Genomic DNA, 19,199 nt, shown 5'->3' with positions numbered 1-19,199 from the left:
TGTGTCACAGGTAAGTATTTGTTTATTGTCTGAAACAGGCGCCGAACCCGGCGCTTTGTCTATTCTGGCGGAACGCTGGGGTTTGGTGTCTGACGAACAGTCCATTATGGCGCTGGTGCTAACCCCTGAGCGCCTTGAGCTGCGCAAGCGCGATGAGCCGAAACTCGGCGGAATTTATGTTGATTTCGTCGACGGCACACTCGCCCATCGCCGTAAATTCGGTGGCGGGCGCGGTGAGGCGGTTGCCAAAGCGGTTGGTATCAAAAAAGGGTATCTTCCGCGCGTGGTGGATGCCACCGCCGGCCTTGGGCGGGATGCTTTTGTATTGGCGGCACTGGGCTGCCATGTGCAAATGTTGGAACGCAATCCGGTGGTCGCCGCCTTGCTGGATGATGGTTTGCGCCGTGGTTATCAGGATGCCGAGATTGGCCCGTGGTTACGCGAGCGGCTAACATTGTTGCATGCGTCCAGTTTAACCGCGTTGGCGGATATTGAACCTCGGCCCGAAGTGGTTTATCTCGATCCAATGTATCCGCACCGGCAAAAAAGTGCGTTGGTTAAGAAGGAAATGCGGGTGTTCCAATCGCTAGTGGGCGCTGATGAAGATGCCGATGGGCTATTAGCACCAGCGCGGGCATTGGCAACCAAACGCGTGGTGGTTAAGCGCCCGGACTATGCAGAACCTCTGGCGGGGATTGCTGCGCAGGGCGCAGTGACCACTAAAAGCCACCGTTTCGATTTATATACCCATCTTCCTTGACGCCGCAGTGGTGTTAGCGGCACTCACTTACCCGAATCACTGACTTGTGTCAGCTCATCGGGATGCGTTTGTTTGCTGCCTTACTGCAACGCCAATGACTTTGGGTAATACCGATCTTCCTTGACGCGGGGTTGGTCAGTGTTAAAAAAGCGGCGGCAAACTATTGCTGTCGCTTTTGATTTTAAACATTCAATATTAGGCAGTGAGCAGCGGGCTGATGATAAAGTTATTTAATGTAAGTTGATGCTTGCCGGTGAGCTTGATCATCATGTCGGCTTCATGCACCTTATTATCAAAATCAACCATTAAATAAGTTATGTCCCTGACTTCATCATATTTCTGCATTATTTCTGTCTGACCACTAAAACTGAATTTGTCGACTAGAGCAATATCTTCATTACCATATATAAGTGGAGATAAATCTATTTTATCGTCACCTGCGTTAAAATCATGAATAGTGTCAGCGGAGGTTGTTAAAGAATCTTTAACATGGTGGTAGATAAAAGTATTATTTCCCTTACCTCCCCAAAGATGATCGGCCCCGTTGCCACCTGATAAACTATCATCGCCATCCCCACCCGCCAGGACATTAATTTCCTTATTACCCCATAATTGATCATTACCACTACCGCCAATAGCATTTTCTATCACCACGCCATAGGCAATGGAGATGTTGCCTTTTAGTCCCCCGATATGAGAGAAGCTGCCTGCGGCAAGGTTAATGACCTGATCTTGGGTTTGATGAGAAAAATCAAGAGTATCAATACCGTCGGCATCCCATATACAAAGTATGGGGGCATGGCTGGAATAGGTATAAATATTATTCCCGGTTCGGGTGCTCATATTCGGGCCATAAAGATATTGGAGTGCGGCGATATCGTACATTTGTGGTGTGGATGCGTTATATCCAGCATAGTTTCCACCTGAGTTCCACTCAGAGGCATAACTCATGACGCTTTCTTGTTGTGTCAGCCCAACAGTGTCATGAGTGTGTTTCAGGCCAACAGCATGCATGATTTCATGGACAATAACGCGACCACCATGGTTTGACTGGGTGGGGGTAAGATTCTCAGAGAAATCGGCATTAATACACACCGGGCTGAGATTATCTGCACCACCAGGGAGACGTGCATAACCTGCGGCACTGATAGGTTGCTCGGGGTGGACATTGACAATGGGAATATTAGCGTTAACACTTTCATTAACTTCAATGAATCTGATGTTTGCCACATCGGATATGCTCTGCATCGCGATTCTTGTCTGCGATATTTGCCACTGATTAAGCGCAGAAATCGGGCCGTCATTCTTGAGTCGATAATAATGATACTCTTGAGAAATACTCTGCTTAAATGAATAAGTCACAGCGATCATGTTGTGATTATCTTTATTTCCCCATTTGTATTCATAGACTATTTCTGAGAGTTCTATATTGTTTGACATATTATTAATACTTATTTTTTCATTGCTATTTATAACGTCAGTGTGAGTTTTTAAATATTCCTTTAACATTCCCATTCCTTAATCATTAAAAATGAATTATTTTAATATCTATTAATCCGAGAAGGGAATGTCACTGATTAGGTTCTTATTTTAAATAAGCGAAATCTTAAAGAGAAATTTTAATATGAATACGTTGGCTTATATAAATACGAGGGTTGAATGCCATTGGGTAGAAACATCCCATATTCTTATCAATGCTTATCTCAAAGAATATGGATGTTTTATTATTTACAGCACACCTTGGGCCAGCATGGCATCTGCCACTTTGACAAAGGCCGCAATATTAGCACCATGAACATAGTGGGTTTGCTTACCGTCACCGCCATACTCGACACAGGATTGGTGAATATCCAGCATGATGTGGTGCAAACGAACGTCAACTTTCTCTGACTTCCAGCTCAGGCGAGCTGCATTCTGGGCCATTTCCAGACCTGAGGTCGCAACGCCACCGGCATTGGCCGCTTTACCCGGTGCAAACAGAACGCCGGCATCCAAGAAAGCATCAGTGGCCTGAATGGTGGTCGGCATATTAGCGCCTTCAGCGACGGCTTTAACCCCATTGGCAATCAACTGACGGGCGGCAGGTAAATCCAGCTCGTTCTGTGTTGCACAAGGTAAGGCGATATCAACCGGGACACTCCACGGCTGTTGGCCCGCTAAATAGACCAGATTACGTTCACGGGCATAATCTTCGATGCTGCCGTAACGCTTGTTTTTAATCTCAGCCAAATGGGCCAATTTCTCCGGCGTAAAGCCTTCTTCATCAACCACAGTGCCACAGGAGTCAGAGGCGGTAATGACTCGAGCGCCCAGTTCCATAGCTTTTTCAATAGTGTATTGAGCCACGTTACCTGCGCCAGAAACAGAGACTCTTCTACCTTCAAAACCTAAACCGTGGCGCTTGAGCATGGCGTCGGTGAAATAAACTAAGCCGTAACCCGTGGCTTCCGGGCGAATAAGGCTGCCGCCGAAAGAAAGCCCTTTGCCGGTGAAAACACAGGCGGTGTTATTGGACAGTTTCTTCATCATGCCGGACATAAAGGCAACTTCGCGGCCGCCAACACCAATGTCACCCGCAGGAACATCAGTATCCGGGCCGAGATGACGATAAAGCTCGGTCATCAATGCCTGACAAAAACGCATAACTTCCGCCTGACTTTTCCCTTTCGGATTAAAATCAGAACCGCCTTTACCGCCACCCATTGGCAGTGTTGTTAGGGCATTTTTAAAGGTCTGTTCAAAACCCAGAAACTTAAGAATGGATAAGTTTACTGACGGGTGGAAGCGCATCCCGCCCTTATAAGGGCCAATCGCTGAGCTAAACTGAACACGCCATGCGCGGTTAACCTGAACTTTACCTTGGTCGTCAGTCCAGGCAACACGGAACTGAATGACTCGCTCTGGCTCGACTAAACGTTCCAATAAGCCTTGTTCACGGTAGTGAGGGTTTTGCTCCAGAAAGGGCCAAAGTGAGGTGAAAACTTCACGTACAGCTTGGAGATATTCTGGTTGGTTGGCATCACGTTGTTGTAAAGATTCTAAAAATGACTCCAGAGAGTTTAAACAATTCATCACTAATAATTCCTTGTACCCATTGAGACTCTCCTAACAGATTTTTTGCGGTCTATTATTATTATCCAAAATAGTGAGGAGACGATGTTGTGCATCTTCGACTATATCACTGGTTTATATTCATGCCGCAAGGGATTTTGACAAAAACTTAGTAGGGTTATTAATGTGTGGAGATATAGGGTGGGTGTGGGATTCAGCATAAAAAACGCCCGCTAAAGGCGGGCGTCAAAGGTGATTGATGCTAAGCTAATGAGACTCAGCAGCTTAATCGTCTTCACCATTCTCATCATCGCGCAGTGGTACGATGAGCATATCGACATGAACGGTATTGATCAACTGGCGTGCTGAAGACATCAACTTGCTCCAGAAATCCTGATGATGGCCGCATAATACCAAGTCCATATCGTATTTCTTAATGGCATCAACCAAGACCTGACCCAAATCACCACTGCCACTCAGTGTTTGTTCAATGGGATAACCGGCATTTTGAGAAAGTTCGGTCAATGCATTGTGCGTTTCTTCAGAAATGCGTTTCTGCATATCGCCAAGATTAACGTCGATCAGGCCGGTATAAAGGTCTGAATAGTTAACATCAACATGGATCAGGGAAACTTTGGCATTGTACGGCTTGGCCATAGAGACCGCTTTTTCCACCAACACCTTACTTTCCGGAGATAGGTCAACCGCAATCAGAATGTGTTTGTAAGCCATAAGTAAACTCCTTCCATAATGTTAATTAATGGGTAAGCAAACATTCAACCGTTGAACGGGTGCTAACGCGATATCGACATAGTACCATTATGACCCCTAACTGAAGTGTTTCACGGATCACAACACACTGTTTTGATGATGATCACTAAAATTAGCGTATGTCTTTTTACACCAATGTCCCATCAATCTCTACCGCGCATTGCCCTAATATAAGGTCATATTGATTGAATTTAAAGCAGTTCATTACCCTAAGTATAGCGCGGATTAGACATTGTGATTGACGTAATTCCATATTTTCTGCGCAAACATAACCTATAAGAAATGGCGATTGAATTAATGTAATTTAGTTAAGAAAGTTTAATATTTAGCCAGCTTTAGGAGGGGATAACAGCATTTTCGTACCAGAAAAGTTTGTTATAAGTTAATACTAATCGATACTTAATAAACGCCAAAATAGGCTTAATTTAGAGATTATCAGGCTATTTTTCATTTCATTTCCTACACTCATAAAGGGAGTCCAACACGTTCGGATAGTGTGTCGAGGGAATAATGCATCGAGCCACAATCAGAAAGCGAACGATAGGGGGTGGCTTTTGAAGCCCTGGGGGTGTTTGTATCAGCTAGAGTGAGCGATGGCGCACAGGCTCAGGGGAACTGACCTAATGCGGGTAATATCGCTGGGAGGATGATTATGATCAGTACCGTCGCGCTTTTTTGGGCTTTGTGTGTGGTATGTGTGATTAATATGGCGCGTTATTATTCATCATTGCGTGCTTTATTAGTGGTATTACGGGGTTGCGACCCGTTGTTGTATCAGTATGTTGATGGCGGTGGATTTTTTACCTCCCACGGTCAGCCGAGTAAGCAGATTAGATTAGTCGGCTATATCTTCGCTCAACGTTATCTGGACCATCACGATCCGGAGTTTATTCGTCGTTGTGATAGGTTGCGTGGGCAATTTATCCTGACCAGCGCATTATGTGGTTTGGTCGTGGTCAGTCTGGTGGGCTTAATGTTGTGGTATTAGTATGAAATTTTGGCATAAAAATAAGTAAAAAGGCGACCTGAAAAGGCCGCCTTTACTTTACCCAAATTCGAGTATAACTGTTTCGCTGGATTTAGATAAACTTCAACGCTATCCAGTACAAGCCACCGGAAAGAAGAATAGAGATTGGCAAGGTTAATACCCACGCCAACATAATGTTCTTCACCGTCTTACTCTGCACACCACCACCATCCACTAACATGGTGCCGGCAACAGCTGAAGAGAGCACTTGAGTTGTCGATACTGGCATACCGGTATAACTTGCAATACCGATGGAGACCGCTGCAGTCATCTGGGCAGAAACCCCTTGTGCGTAGGTCATGCCTTTCTTACCGATTTTTTCACCGATAGTCACTGCCACACGTCTCCAGCCAACCATGGTACCCAAAGACAGGGCCAGAGCGACGGCAACGATAATCCAGGTGGGTGCATATTCCACAGTTTCTAACAAATCTGTACGCAGATTATTGAGGAAACGGCGGTCTTCAGCACTGGTTTCTGGCAGTTTGGCAACAGTTCCTGCGGTTTCTGCAACACACATCAACAAGCGACGCATTTGGCCACGTTGGTCGACCGTTAGGTCGCTATAGCTTTGCAAATTGGCCAGCAGTGTTTGTGCGCGGTCAATCGCTATCATGGCGCGTGAGTTGTCACAATGGAACTGCGCTGGTGTACCCGGCAATGTATCTGGCTCAGGCACCAAGGGTTTCAGTGCGACGGCATGCGGCAATACCTCAACATGTTGCTGATAATATTGTTGCAGGTTAGTCACTGCATCGCGGGTGCGGGCAATGTCATAACCGGTTGCATTCATATTCACAATAAAGCCTGCCGGAGCCACGCCAATTAATACCAGCATGATCAAGCCGATCCCTTTCTGACCATCGTTAGCGCCGTGAGAGAAACTCACGCCAATAGCCGATATGATCAGTGCTGTACGGGTCCAGAATGGCGGTTTACGTTTACCGTCTTTCTTTTCACGTTCCGCAGGTGTCAGGTGAATACGTTGCTGCTTTTTGGTTCCGTTCCAGTAACGACGTAACAGGAACACCATCAAACCGGCAATAACCAAACCCACAATCGGGGATAAGATTAATGACAGGAAGATTTGAATCATCTTAGGAACGTTCAGCGCATCAACAACAGATGTGCTGGTCATTAATGCATTGGTTAAACCAATACCGATGATTGCACCAATCAGCGTATGCGAACTGGAGGCGGGGATACCGAAATACCACGTGCCCAAATTCCAGATGATCGCCGCCAGCAGCATAGAGAAGACCATCGCCAACCCATGTGCTGAACTGACATTTAACAGCAGATCAGTAGGCAATAAGTGAACAATGGCATAAGCCACGCTCAAACCGCCCAGCATCACGCCGAGGAAGTTAAACACCCCTGCCATCACGACAGCCACCTGTGAACGCATGGCGCGGGTATAAATTACGGTTGCAACCGCATTGGCTGTGTCATGAAAACCATTGATGGCTTCGTAAAACAGCACAAACAACAAAGCAAGAACTAACATTAGGCCGGTATGGAAATCCAGGCCAGCGAAAAGATGCAGCATAAGCGTTACGCCAGTTTGTGGACATGAACGCGGCGCATTATCAGTGACAATGGGGGTGGGGAAAAGGAAAATATGACCTTTTTTTGACATGACCGCATATGAATTCGTCTTTTTGAGCAACATATGCATGTTATATCAGCAGGTTACTTAGTTTTACCGTATGAGACATTTTCTTACTATAGCTTCCTGTCAGCGGGCGACTTACAATCTCCCGCCGCTAATTTATCAGTTGAATGAATAAACAGTATGCGTATTGGCGATAAAGCGAACAATTTTGCAGTGATGATGATTTTACTCAGTGAGGCCCAGTGTGGAACAGTTTGATGTGGTAGTGATAGGCGCAGGTGCTGCGGGCTTATTTTGTGCGGCTCAGGCCGGGCAAGCTGGGTGCCGGGTATTGTTGGTTGATAATGGTAAAAAAGCAGGGCGCAAGATACTGATGTCCGGCGGTGGCCGTTGTAATTTTACCAATATGTTTGTCGAACCCGCAGCCTATCTCTCACAAAACCCTCATTTTTGTAAATCTGCTTTGGCGCGCTACACCCAATGGGATTTCATTGATTTGATGAATCGCTACAATATTGCCTGGCATGAGAAAACACTGGGGCAACTGTTTTGTGATGATTCTGCTCAACAAGTGGTCGAGCTTTTGCTGAAAGAGTGCGAATTGGGGCAAGTTACGATTCGACTACGCAGTGATATTCTGTCAGTTGAAAAAAACGATGCCGGTTTCTTATTGCAGATTAATGATGTGAAAGTGAGCGCTCACTCACTGGTGGTGGCTTCAGGTGGGCTGTCTATGCCGGGATTAGGAGCCTCTCCATTTGGCTATAAACTGGCAGAACAGTTTGGCTTGAAAGTTTTGCCGATGCGCGCGGCTTTGGTCCCATTCACTTTGCATAAGCCTTTGTTGGAGCACTTGCAAACACTTTCCGGTGTTTCAGTACCGGCGGTAGTGACGGCAGAGAATGGTGTCAGTTTCCGTGAGAGCATTTTATTTACCCATCGTGGCCTTTCTGGCCCGGCCATTTTACAACTTTCAAGCTATTGGCAAGCTGGCGAGTATGTGAGCATTAACTTACTTCCTGACACTGACTTAGATACTTTCCTCAATAATGAGCGGCAAGCACACCCCAATCAGACCTTAAAAAATACATTGGCTCAGTTGCTCCCTAAGCGGTTAGTAGAATGTCTCCAGACCTTGGATCAGCTGCCGGATGTCACCTTGAAACAATTAAATGCGCCGCAGCAGGCCGCGTTAGTGGCCAATTTGCAACAATGGCGCGTGCAGCCTAATGGAACGGAAGGTTATCGTACTGCTGAAGTTACAATTGGCGGTGTAGATACTCAAGAACTCTCCTCCAAGACGATGGAGGCCCATAAAGTACCGGGGCTATACTTTATTGGCGAGGTTGTTGATGTCACCGGCTGGTTAGGGGGCTATAACTTCCAATGGGCCTGGAGCTCAGCTTGGGCCTGTGCGCAGGCATTGGCGGCTGTTCTGGAATAATAAAGTTTGTACACTAACAAAATAGTTTGTACATAAGCTCATTATAGAATAATAAAGTTTGTACACTAAGCTATAGTTGATCCATCAAGTCTGGTGGAGATGAAGGATCTTGGCGAGGCGTAAATTAGATACTCAACCTGACTTCTTGCGGGCCCTGAAGAATAAGTATGGGCTTGGAGAGGGTGATACCTACAAGCCCTGGCTTCGAGTACAGGATGTTAGCTCACGAGGTAATAGCGGTAAAATACAAGGTATTAAATCTCATCGAGAGCATCACACTCTTTCTGAGCATGAGAGTTGTTTTTTTTATCTTGTCGAATTTTGTGACACAGTAATTGATATCAGGGAGCAATTCCCTCTCCTCCCTTTAGATCTTTCCGTCAAAATCTCAAAAACCTTGAATATTAAGCACCCGACTGTTCCAAACACAAAAATACCTAATGTCATGACAACCGATTTTGTATTGACATGTTCAGACGGAACCAGAACGTGGTATGAAGCTATAACTGTAAAACCAACTGACCAATTAAAAGATAAGCGTATTGCTGAGAAATTGGATATTGAACGCATCTGGTGGCAACTACAGGGGATTCGTTTTCAACTTTTTGTCATGACTGACGAGAACAAGATTCAATCGAAAAATATCCAATGGTTTACGGCACAATTCCGACAGGGACGCAGATTTCCAGAAGAATTATTGAATCATGCTCTTTTATTTGTTCATGTCGGTACTGCATTAGTTGAAGATATCTGTAATGATTATATCAGTGAAATGGGGATAGAACATGATGATGCACTCGTCTTGTTAAAATCATTGATGGTACATAAACTAATTGAGGTTGACCTTAACAAACCTATTGCAGACACGGGTATCTTAGAAATCCTTAAGATATCAAATCATCAGATGGTACAAAATTATGCTAATTGAGCGAAATAGTATCTGGCAAATAATGCAAACAGATGGTGTTCTGGACGGGATATATAGAGTCTTAGAGCATTCTCCCGATGGGACTCATCTGGTGTTATTTCGATTGTCCCATGGTAATGGCTTAGAACGCCCAATTATTGTTACTCATTCCTTGTTTGCTAACTCTTTCAAACGTGGACAAATAATAAGTTCAACTTTCCCTATTCCTTTCTATCAGCTTGTATCTGAAGAAGAAATTTCTACAGAATATATTGCGTTAAGAGATAAACGTTTTGAGTTGATTATAAATTTAGTTAATGCCCCTAACTTTTTACTTGAAGTAACTTTAAATCTTAGAAGTAAGATTGTGGTTAGCTACGCGAAACTGAATGGTACATACGTTCAAAATATTTATCGTTTACTAAATCTTTATTGGAAATACGGGCAAGAAAAAAACGCTTTGTTACCTGCTTATAAATACTCTGGCGGCGCAGGAAAACAACGATTTTCTGGAGAGGTTAAGCGCGGTAGGCCAATTCAGTTATCAACACCCAGTATGTTGGTATTTTCTGGCGTTAATACAAGGGAAGTAGATAAGAGCATATTTATTAAAGCTATGAAAAAATACGGTTTTAAAGGTAGGAAAATAAGTTTTAGCCGTATGTATGACCAGATGCTCAAGGAATTTTATGCCAATGAGTTAATGCTTGCCGAAAATGAAAATCGTGAACCTAATATTCCGAGTTACCGGACTTTTATTTACTGGTGCAAGAAACTCATTCCAAAAAACGAATTAATTCGTAAACAAACGACACTTGGTGATTTTGAGCGTAATCGAAGAGCTTTACGAGGAAAAGCGACTGATCATACCGAAGTTCCAGGGAGTTGTTTTGAATTAGATGCAACAGTTCTGGATGTCCATATCGTATCTGAGTTCAAACGTAACCATGTGCTTGGACGGCCAACGGTTTACTGTGTTGTTGATAAAGAAAGCAGAATGATTGTTGGGATCCATGTATCTATGGAGTATGCCTCATGGCGAGCGGGTCGTCAGGCTCTAGTAAATAGTTTCACCTCAAAGAAAGATTATTGTGCTCGGTTTGGAATAGAAATTGAAGATGAAGACTGGCCTTGTAATCACATTCCACAGCGACTTCTATGCGATAGAGGAGAGTTTATTTGTAATCAAGCAGAGAAACTCGCTGTCCCATTAATTGGACATTTGAGTATTGCCCCTCCCTACCGTGCCGATTTAAAAGGGATTGTGGAGCATCGGTTCCAGATACTTAATGAAAAGTTAGTCCACGAACTGGTGGGGACGACCAGAGGCCGTCAGTATATTCGAGGTGATCGTGATCCACGTCTCGATGCTTGTCTTACCTTGGCTGAAGTAACAAAACTTCTTATTGATGCAGTTTTAGATCACAACAGCCATATCTTCGATGGGTTAGCTGGGCAAACGACATTGCTTATTGAAGCAGGGATAGCACCAACCCCGCTTAATTATTGGAATATTCATTGTAAAAAGCATCGACATGCTTTGAGTAAGGCTGATGAAGGTGAGGTCCGGGCAAGATTATTACCAATAGAGCATGTGTCGATGACAAGTAGAGGGGTCCGACTCAATGATGAGATGTACTATGAGTGCGATAGGCGAGAATTTGAAGACTGGAAGATAATTGCGCGCTCCAGCAAAAATTGGAAACTGGAAGCCCGACTAGACCAAGATAATTCATCATTTATATATGTGCGCTTGCAGGAAAGAGAGGGGTTCACCCGATGTTCTTTAATGAATTTTTCTTCTAATTTCAATGAACGACATATGGCTGACGTACTATTTTTTAAAGATTGGAAGGCGGTTGAGAAAAGGCGCGTCAAGCCAACATGTAAGTCCATCGAGAGGCATAATCGAAGAAAATCCATTAGTAAACATGCCCAAAACGAAGTCAAAAATACAATGCCCTTAGCGACAAAAGCTGAGCGTATCAATGGTATGAAAGAGCGTAGAAAAGAGGCAATTTTGGATGCCAGAATAACGGGGGATGATTTTGTAGTAACGGAACATTCAGTTGAACTCTCAAATTTGAAGGAGTTGGTTACGCAACGAACGAGTAAAGTGATTTCGCTTCTTAAACGTAAGAAGGGTTGCAATAAATGAAAATCACATCGGCGAAATACCGTATGGCGATTCTACCAGAGCACAGAGGAAATCCACTTATTGAAGGGTTGCCAGAGAAATTGAATGATGAAAAGCTCATTGAAAAATTGAGCTTTTATCCTACGAGGACTAGGGACGAAACTAAGTTGAATGCCTTTGAACGGGTTGAGTATTTAACGCGCCTTAAAGAGCTTCGGCAACCATTACCAATTTATATTGACTGTTTCCGAGCCGTTGAGATGGCCATTAAGGAAGGGTATTCTACGAAGAACCCTTTCTCGCCAACCACTATGAATTATCTGCATTATCCAATAGATAGACGTCCCAACATCGCGCCTCGAACAGGTTTCTTTCAACCAAGAGGGAGTGGTATCACTATTATAGGTGAAAGTGGTGTCGGCAAAACCAGTATGCTGGAGCAGATATTAAGTTGTTTCGATGACACTATCGAACATTCTAGTTATCAGGGGAAGGCACTGCCTTTAAAACAGGTAGTGTGGGTAAAAGTTGATTGCCCCGATGACTCAAGTGTGAGAGCACTATGTCACAAAATTCTAACTGAATTAGATCGGAAGCTTGCTCTTGCACCAACCAAACCAGCAGGAACGATCCCACTTCTGCTTGACCAAATTGAAGCACGGATTAAATCAAGTTTTCTCGGAATTTTGGTGATCGACGAGATGCAGAACCTAAATTTAGCCAAAACTGGTGGAGCAGATCGTCTACTCGGATTCCTACATAATCTGGTAAACAATTTAGGGATCCCAATACTTTTCTGTGCTAACCCACCGTTCAATGAGCTGCTTAGCAAAACCTTAAAAGCAGCTAGAAGAGCTGAGAGTAATGGGTATTTTGATGTCAAGTTAATGAACAACGATGAAGAATGGGACCTATTTATTGATGAATTATGGGGGCTTCAATGGACTAATGTTGAAACACCATTAACAAAAGATCTAAGTGATAAGTTATATGAACTATCTATTGGAAATATGGATTTAGCTGTAAGGATTTATCGCGAATCCCAACGTCTGGTTATTGGTTCACAAGATGAGAAGCTCTCTGTCGATACATTGAACCATGCCGCAAGTATCGCCATTAAAGCTTCAAAAGTAGTCGTCGATGAAATAAAACGTGAACGTCTGACTAGATTCAAGCGAATAGAAAAAAGGGTTGAAAGCTTACAAACATCGACAAAAATAAAGCAAGACACCATGGTTAATGTTGGAACAAGAATTGTTATTATCCCAGGGGATTTGAGCCGTCCACACCATCCTGAGTTTGCGCACGCACTCTCCACTCTTCAGTATGTTGATGACTTATATAAACAGATAGCAGATCCAGACTTATTTCAACGAGCTTCAAGAGATGGTCATCCATTAAATTCGTTACTGAATTCAGGGATAGTCTGTATAGACCCATTGAAAATCTTTAGCTAGCTTAATTATGGGGGAAACACATGCTTCTACCTAAGTGTTTGCCGGATGAACTGCTACTAAGTCGTATGATTCGTTACATCACGATATCAGGCGATGATGTTACTGAACTACTTCGTATGATTTTTGGTTCAGATAGGAGCTCTATTCACCCATTTTTGACGTCAGGACTTAAACAGATAGCTAAGGCTAGTGGTGAAACGGCTGGAGATCTACTGATACAGCAAACTTTGGCCCCACTATTTTTTTTCTTCGTCCCCTTACATGCAGATCAACTTAAGAGATTTTTGCTGGTTAACCAAGCGGCCAGAGCTGTGCGAGAAAGTCAGCTACCTTCATTTGGGGCCGGAAACTCGCTTTGTTTAAAGTGGTGCTCACTCTGTGCTCAACAAGATTTGCTGAGGTACGGTGTCACATACTGGCATCGAAGCCATCAGATCCCGGGAGTTACAGCATGTTTTTTTCATCATTATTTACTTAATAGATACGAGCTAACACAGCGTCAAAGGGTCTTGGTGAGTTTGCTGCCGGGTCATAATGATTACTTGAGACCCGCATTGGAGAGTGAGGTTAAGGTTGCTAATGTTGGTTTCGAACTCCTTCAGTTTATTAGTCGCCAACAAGCATCACAAATAGATATAGCAATGGTTTATCGAACTCGTTTAGCTGAGTTGGGATATATCACCTATTCTGGTCGAGTTCGACGTAAAAGTTTGATGCGAGAGTTTGTTGCTGACGTTGGGCAGTATCGTACTGGCCTTGATACCCCATTCTTTCGCCATCCCAAAGATTATCGTTACATTACTCAGTTATTAGAGCAAAGATCCAGCCATCATCCGTTTCGGCACCTACTATTTACAAGTTGGCTATTTAATAGTGCCCAAGAGTTATTTGAGATCAATATTTCTCAGAAAGTTACCCCACAAATAAATCGTTCTGTTGTCTTCAATACACGTAACAACTGTGAGCAAAATTGCTTAGTATTGCTACAACAGAAGCATTCATTATCCGAGGTTTATCGTGTCACTGGCAAGAGCCGCTGTTATTTGAAACGTCTTGCTCACATAAATAGGATCCTTCTACAGCTAAAGCCGAAAGTTCTAACTCCAATACTTACACAACGAATTATTCAATTGGCGTACGCTGGGATACATCGTAAAGTTATATCGGAACGATGTGGAATAGGTATTGGTTCTGTTGAACAGGTGATTTCTAGCCAACCTGATTTAGTCGAGTATCGAAAGAAGTGTCGTTGGGAGTCCAGGCGTCGTAGATATCGAGCTGATATAGCGCGGTATCGAAAACTTCATCCGATGGCCATTCGACAAGAAATAAAGTCTCGCTGTAATGCAGCTTTCTTTTGGCTTTATGGACAAGATAAAAACTGGCTAGAGGATAACTTACCTAAAGCACTCAGGGCCCCTGGTCGATACAAAATAAAATCGGGTCATTAATACTTTATCTAAACTCAAAAGATATATTCTGGAAGGCATTTAACTATATAGTAATAAAAGACAAGTGGATATTATTACTTATAGGATTAGAGAGCTGGTTTCGCTCATTTTTTTTGGGAAATGAATGTCCTAATTCTAAAGTGTTAAATTAAAACACCACTAATGACTTTGAAAATAGTAAACTCTAGATTAGATGTGGGTTTTAAATAAGAAAGTAATTTCTGATGTTTTTTACATTTATCCATATATACCCATGATTTTTTAAAATATCCAATCCCACATGTTTCTATACTTTCTTTAATACATTCATGACAATAAAGAATAGGTATGCTAGACGAGTATATATTATGATAGGGATTGAAGAAAATATTTTCAATAGAGACATGACCCAGTTTTTCATGGTTTTCTATCAAGGGATTATCGATTTTTAATCCCGATGAATATAATAATTTCTCTAGGTGTTTTTTAGGAAATATTTTGTAATAGGGGACTAATTTAGGGTGAGGTTTAGGTAAGCGTTTCCAACGCCCAGTAACGTGAGTAAGATTAGAAAGTTCTCGTAATCCATGTAATAACTGAGCTCGAAACATAAAACTATAGAGTGATTCATCATCTAATAACATAATATATACCTATATAACATTAGTGTTATTTTATGGTCAATATATCGCTAAATATAGATGTTGAAGGAAAAAGTAGTTGTAAATTCACTTCGCACACTTACACCAATTTAGCCTCAACTTCTGTTCACTTTATGCCTTAAACTTACGGATGAGTTTATCTGGCATGAAGTAAATATCCCCTCTGGCTCTTGAGCAAGCTACATAGAGCTTGTTCCGTGTACTAGGAACAGCTTCGGTGAGTTTCTCCTCACTATATTGCTTCCAGATCTTATTTCCCATTACGATACAGACATCCTTGAAATGATCAAGTCCCTTACTAGCCCCCCAATTCATTGAAAAACAATCATATTTATAATGTTCACTATAGAATAACTTCACAATATTATTATCTAAATATATTGTTTTAGCCTGTTCTTCTAACTCAACATTGATGATGTCGGTTGTTCTGCCATCTTGTGCATCTATATCAATTGAAAGATTTTTTTTTATAAAATCACAAACTGTCTTCGAGCAGCGCCACGTTTGTCCAAGCGTTATTTTATCGACCGTGAGTCCCGCGGATTTGAACCTTTTCTCATACTTTGCAATGTCATCATGCAAGTTTTTATTCACATTGCCATCACGACTGGTATCGAAAGTATGCTGAAAGAAGTCACCAACAAACAGCACCCGCGTCTTAGCCGCACACAATGAGGTCAGCAGATTAAAATCATGTCCTGCAAAATCCTGAACCTCATCGACGTAAATATCGTCATAGTATCGTTCCATTCGATCGAGGACCTGCGGTATAACGTCAAATTGGTCTATAAGCTTTGCCAGACGGTTGTGATAAAGCCTGCCTTCACCATCGCGGTAATATTTAATATTCGTGCGGGGTAATTTCGAGGTGAAGTCTGGAGGTATCTTGAAATTAAGCCCACGAGTTTGCAATTGCAACTGCTTAAATGGCCTATAACAAAAGCCATGCAAAAACTCAAAGTAAGTCATTAAAGTTATGAAGACTGGCATATAGCCAAACTTTCGAATTATCTGAAAACGCAGGTGGGTATAATTATTGTCAGTATAAGTAATAATCAATGCTCGCCGGCCTTCTTCAAGCTGGCTTATTATCAGTGTGGTTTTTCCGGAACCAGCCACTGCAAAAATTACAGCCTTATCCATTTAACCGCCTCCCGAATATATTTAGGAGCCGTCAGTTCGGCTGCTTTCTTGTTGAGCAATTCGAAAGCTGCTTCAGCTTTATTGCTCAGCATGTACTCCTGTACTGTAAGTGTTTTCCTGCCCGCAGCGAAAAGCTCTTCACATATCGCCTGATTATCTAGGTAAAGACATATTTCAAATGTACTGCGGCTATTATCGTCATCAGTAAAAATCTTCGCATCATCTCCGATATATTCTTGATAATTAAGAACACAATTTTTTTCGTGATCGCTATCATTGTCACGAATTGCAGCCACACGGATACCCAGCAATTTCGCAAGTTCAAGGTAGCGTTTAAAACTTGTTCCGCCGATAGAGATGATATGTACACCATCATTTTCAGGTGAGATTCCTCCTGAAAGCGTACTATAAAGCGCTTCAAGCAAGATAAATTCAGCATCCCCCTCAACCAAAATTACCTTTTTTGATAGAGCAAACTCAAGAATATTATTATCTGGGGCCTTCATGAAAAAGTCAGCGGTTTCTGGAGAAAGCCCTTTTAAATTCAATACAGAACGATCAGGTCCAAGCATTAATGCATGCCGCAAATCTAATCTAGAGCAGATATGGCTACTGTGCGTGGCAATGAAAAGCTGAGTATTATCCGCCCCCGATAATTCCTTAACCAGTTTTTTCATATTATTGAAACTTAGGTGATTCTCTGGTTCTTCAAGGAGCATAACATCTAAATCACCTTTGGATTTTTGCTTGCCAAGAGCAAATTCTGTTTTGATGAAGCACTGCTGGCCTTTACCTCTGTTCAGAAGGGATATTCCTCCTTGTGTGAGATCAAGGTCAGTTTCCAGATTTGAGTCTGATGTCGTTCTGAGATCAAACTGATAAGGACCAATCGCCTCGTTTATTGTAGTAAAATGCTCTTCTCGAAATTTTTTTTTCCCCTGACGATAGCTGTTTTCTAGTTTGTACCGCTCCGCAACAGGGACTCGCAGATTGAAAACGGTGCGGATATATTCACGAACCGCGTAACTGCTGTCGATACGAGAGTTATCAAGCATGAGGTGCCTTATATAGCGCTTAAAACTCGCGTAAGGCGCTCCTGAAAATGTATAAAATTTCACCGCATAATATTCGTAAGGGAAGTTCTCTTGGTTTTGCCCTAGCAGAGCGTTGATATCTTCTCCATATTCCTGAATTAACGGTTCTACAATCATCCTTAGACCATCGGCGAGACGATGTTTGGCATTTTGATTGCCGTTGAGTTCCTGATTTTCGCCGTCTTCCAGGAATACATCGACTGTAATGCATGGAAGTAATTCAGGACTTCTATCGCCTTGTTGAAACTTCTTAACAGCGGCAAGAGATAGCAGAGATTCCACACCCAAAGATTCGACACGGTTTCGGCTGGCACTCATCGCCAAATCCATAGCCAAAAGAACGCTGCTTTTACCTGCTTCATTATCACCGATTAGTACATTCATGTCGGTCTCAAAATCCAGAGTCAGAGATTCAAATTTTTTAAAATTGGCCAAGACCAATCTACTTACTCTGGGCATTTTCTTACCTCATATTTTACGCAGTCACGGTTTTGACCATTGAAAACATCAAAATAGGCCTGTATTCCAAGCCTATTGCATTTGACTGATTAACTCGGCATCAACGATAGTACTGCCGTCTTCTTCTAGAGTTGTGTTTCCAGTTTCTGGCTATATGATAAACATCAGATGGGTAATCATCCCATGGGTTTGCAAGTTGCTTTCCACGCGCAGCTCTCAGTTTTAGTGGATACTCTTTATATTCAATAGAATGCAAGTAGTAATGACTCTTTTCCTGCCGAGTGCTAAAACGTTTATATAACCAGTTCCTAAGTAGAGGATAATGAACCCAACTACGACGAACTCCTGAGAACTCCTCTGAGTATTTGTACTGCTGTTTCAGTTTTTTCATAACACTTCCAGGTTAATTGACGATACCTAGAAGTGGTCCTCTGCATAATAGTTCATATTATCCCCGAAAAAAGCCAATCACAGATATTCCAGCTTACAAATTCGTTTTGTTTTTGTACACCACTACAGAATAATATGGCCCCATTCTCGGTCGCAATATCTTACTCAATATCGTTTTCCTCTGGTTTTCATCATGCCATCGTAAATACGATTACTTCCACACAGATCAACTAGGCTCTTCTTTTGGGCTTGTTGCAAAAAATGGAATTGTCATGAAAACTGAGGCTATTCATTCCTTCTTCAGTAACCCCACATGACCCCTAACGATTTCAAATGGAAACATTTTGCTCCCGAGATCATCCTGTGGTGCTTATGGTGCTACGGTTCAACACCGATGAGTTATGCCAATGTCAGCGATATGCTGGCAGAGCGTGGGATTTCCGTTCATCGCTCTACTATTTACCGTTGGTTTATTGAATATGCACCCCTACTCCGTAAGAAGTTGAACCGATATCAATTCACTTACACCGACTCCTCATGGCAACTCGATGAAACCTATATCAAAGTCAATGGAAAATGGTTTTATCTCTATCGCGCTATCACTCGTTTAATCAACGAAGGAAAGCTGCGGGATGATGCTAAACAAGGCAGGTTAAATACTTGAACAACCGGATCGAGTCTGACCATGCCCCCCATCAAAAAATTAGTGAAAGCAGCCGGCAGTTTCAAAAGACCAAATCGAGCCTCGTCACGCTATAATGTAGGAAATATCCTACAGTAAAGTATGTTAAGTCTTATTGCGTATTAATTGCATTCACAATACAGTTCGGCCCAAATATCTCAGACACTTAA

14 protein-coding genes and 1 pseudogene are annotated in these 19,199 nt (G+C 42.6%); 8 read left to right on the top strand and 7 right to left on the bottom strand.

The window, feature by feature from the left end; genetic code table 11:
• The first annotated feature begins 1 nt into the window (after window position 1).
• Complete coding sequence (rsmJ, locus tag DXZ79_RS19760; RefSeq protein ID WP_038637419.1) at window positions 2-760, top strand: 16S rRNA (guanine(1516)-N(2))-methyltransferase RsmJ; 759 nt, start codon at window positions 2-4, stop codon at window positions 758-760.
• A gap of 195 nt (window positions 761-955) precedes the next feature.
• Here rsmJ and DXZ79_RS19755 read toward each other — a convergent pair whose 3' ends face one another.
• From DXZ79_RS19755 to uspA, 3 genes are all read right to left on the bottom strand, one after another.
• Window positions 956-2,269, bottom strand: a complete 1,314-nt coding sequence (locus tag DXZ79_RS19755) for a M10 family metallopeptidase (RefSeq protein ID WP_072089156.1) — start codon at window positions 2,267-2,269, stop codon at window positions 956-958.
• A gap of 219 nt (window positions 2,270-2,488) precedes the next feature.
• Window positions 2,489-3,832 carry an NADP-specific glutamate dehydrogenase gene (gene gdhA / locus DXZ79_RS19750; RefSeq protein ID WP_004388942.1) on the bottom strand — a complete coding sequence of 448 codons (1,344 nt, stop codon included), beginning with the start codon at window positions 3,830-3,832 and terminating at the stop codon, window positions 2,489-2,491.
• Window positions 3,833-4,096: 264 nt separating this feature from the next.
• Window positions 4,097-4,543, bottom strand: a complete 447-nt coding sequence (gene uspA, locus DXZ79_RS19745; RefSeq protein ID WP_004874931.1) for a universal stress protein UspA — start codon at window positions 4,541-4,543, stop codon at window positions 4,097-4,099.
• A gap of 691 nt (window positions 4,544-5,234) precedes the next feature.
• Between uspA and uspB the strand changes: the two genes are divergently transcribed.
• Entirely contained in the window at window positions 5,235-5,570 is a 336-nt protein-coding gene (uspB, locus tag DXZ79_RS19740) for a universal stress protein UspB (RefSeq protein WP_038639924.1), read from the top strand.
• Between the two features lie 91 nt (window positions 5,571-5,661).
• Here uspB and pitA read toward each other — a convergent pair whose 3' ends face one another.
• Complete coding sequence (gene pitA / locus DXZ79_RS19735) at window positions 5,662-7,158, bottom strand: inorganic phosphate transporter PitA (protein WP_038639922.1); 1,497 nt, start codon at window positions 7,156-7,158, stop codon at window positions 5,662-5,664.
• 310 nt (window positions 7,159-7,468) lie between these two features.
• On the opposite strand from pitA, the gene DXZ79_RS19730 reads away from it, so the two are divergent.
• From DXZ79_RS19730 to DXZ79_RS19710, 5 genes are all read left to right on the top strand, one after another.
• Entirely contained in the window at window positions 7,469-8,668 is a 1,200-nt protein-coding gene (locus tag DXZ79_RS19730; protein WP_120011559.1) for a BaiN/RdsA family NAD(P)/FAD-dependent oxidoreductase, read from the top strand.
• Window positions 8,669-8,777: 109 nt separating this feature from the next.
• Window positions 8,778-9,596, top strand: coding sequence for a TnsA endonuclease N-terminal domain-containing protein (locus tag DXZ79_RS19725; RefSeq protein ID WP_057651074.1), 819 nt, complete (start codon window positions 8,778-8,780; stop codon window positions 9,594-9,596).
• Window positions 9,586-11,733 (top strand): DDE-type integrase/transposase/recombinase, encoded by a 2,148-nt coding sequence (locus DXZ79_RS19720; RefSeq protein ID WP_057651076.1) that lies wholly within the window; start codon window positions 9,586-9,588, stop codon window positions 11,731-11,733. The genes DXZ79_RS19725 and DXZ79_RS19720 overlap by 11 nt, the downstream gene beginning before the upstream one ends.
• Window positions 11,730-13,169: an ATP-binding protein gene (locus DXZ79_RS19715; protein ID WP_057651078.1), complete on the top strand. Its 1,440-nt coding sequence runs from the start codon at window positions 11,730-11,732 to the stop codon at window positions 13,167-13,169. The genes DXZ79_RS19720 and DXZ79_RS19715 overlap by 4 nt, the downstream gene beginning before the upstream one ends.
• 20 nt (window positions 13,170-13,189) lie before the next feature.
• Entirely contained in the window at window positions 13,190-14,620 is a 1,431-nt protein-coding gene (locus tag DXZ79_RS19710; RefSeq protein WP_057651080.1) for a TnsD family Tn7-like transposition protein, read from the top strand.
• Between the two features lie 143 nt (window positions 14,621-14,763).
• Here DXZ79_RS19710 and DXZ79_RS20745 read toward each other — a convergent pair whose 3' ends face one another.
• The 3 genes from DXZ79_RS20745 to DXZ79_RS19700 form a co-directional block, all read right to left on the bottom strand.
• Complete coding sequence (locus tag DXZ79_RS20745) at window positions 14,764-15,243, bottom strand: TniQ family protein (protein WP_144432696.1); 480 nt, start codon at window positions 15,241-15,243, stop codon at window positions 14,764-14,766.
• A gap of 129 nt (window positions 15,244-15,372) precedes the next feature.
• Window positions 15,373-16,404, bottom strand: coding sequence for a DEAD/DEAH box helicase (locus DXZ79_RS19705; RefSeq protein ID WP_057651083.1), 1,032 nt, complete (start codon window positions 16,402-16,404; stop codon window positions 15,373-15,375).
• Window positions 16,389-17,957 carry an ATP-dependent nuclease gene (locus DXZ79_RS19700; protein ID WP_050879337.1) on the bottom strand — a complete coding sequence of 523 codons (1,569 nt, stop codon included), beginning with the start codon at window positions 17,955-17,957 and terminating at the stop codon, window positions 16,389-16,391. Before DXZ79_RS19700 ends, DXZ79_RS19705 begins: the two co-directional genes overlap by 16 nt.
• 703 nt (window positions 17,958-18,660) lie before the next feature.
• Between DXZ79_RS19700 and DXZ79_RS19690 the strand changes: the two are divergent.
• A pseudogene (locus DXZ79_RS19690) lies at window positions 18,661-19,098 on the top strand (IS6 family transposase); the annotation flags it as partial.
• Window positions 19,099-19,199 lie beyond the last annotated feature (101 nt).

It is taken from the genome of Yersinia rochesterensis (assembly GCF_003600645.1).
Taxonomy (GTDB): Bacteria; Pseudomonadota; Gammaproteobacteria; order Enterobacterales; family Enterobacteriaceae; genus Yersinia; species Yersinia rochesterensis.
The sequence above is the reverse complement of the archived record's forward strand: the minus strand, read 5'-3'. Positions and strand labels throughout refer to the sequence as shown.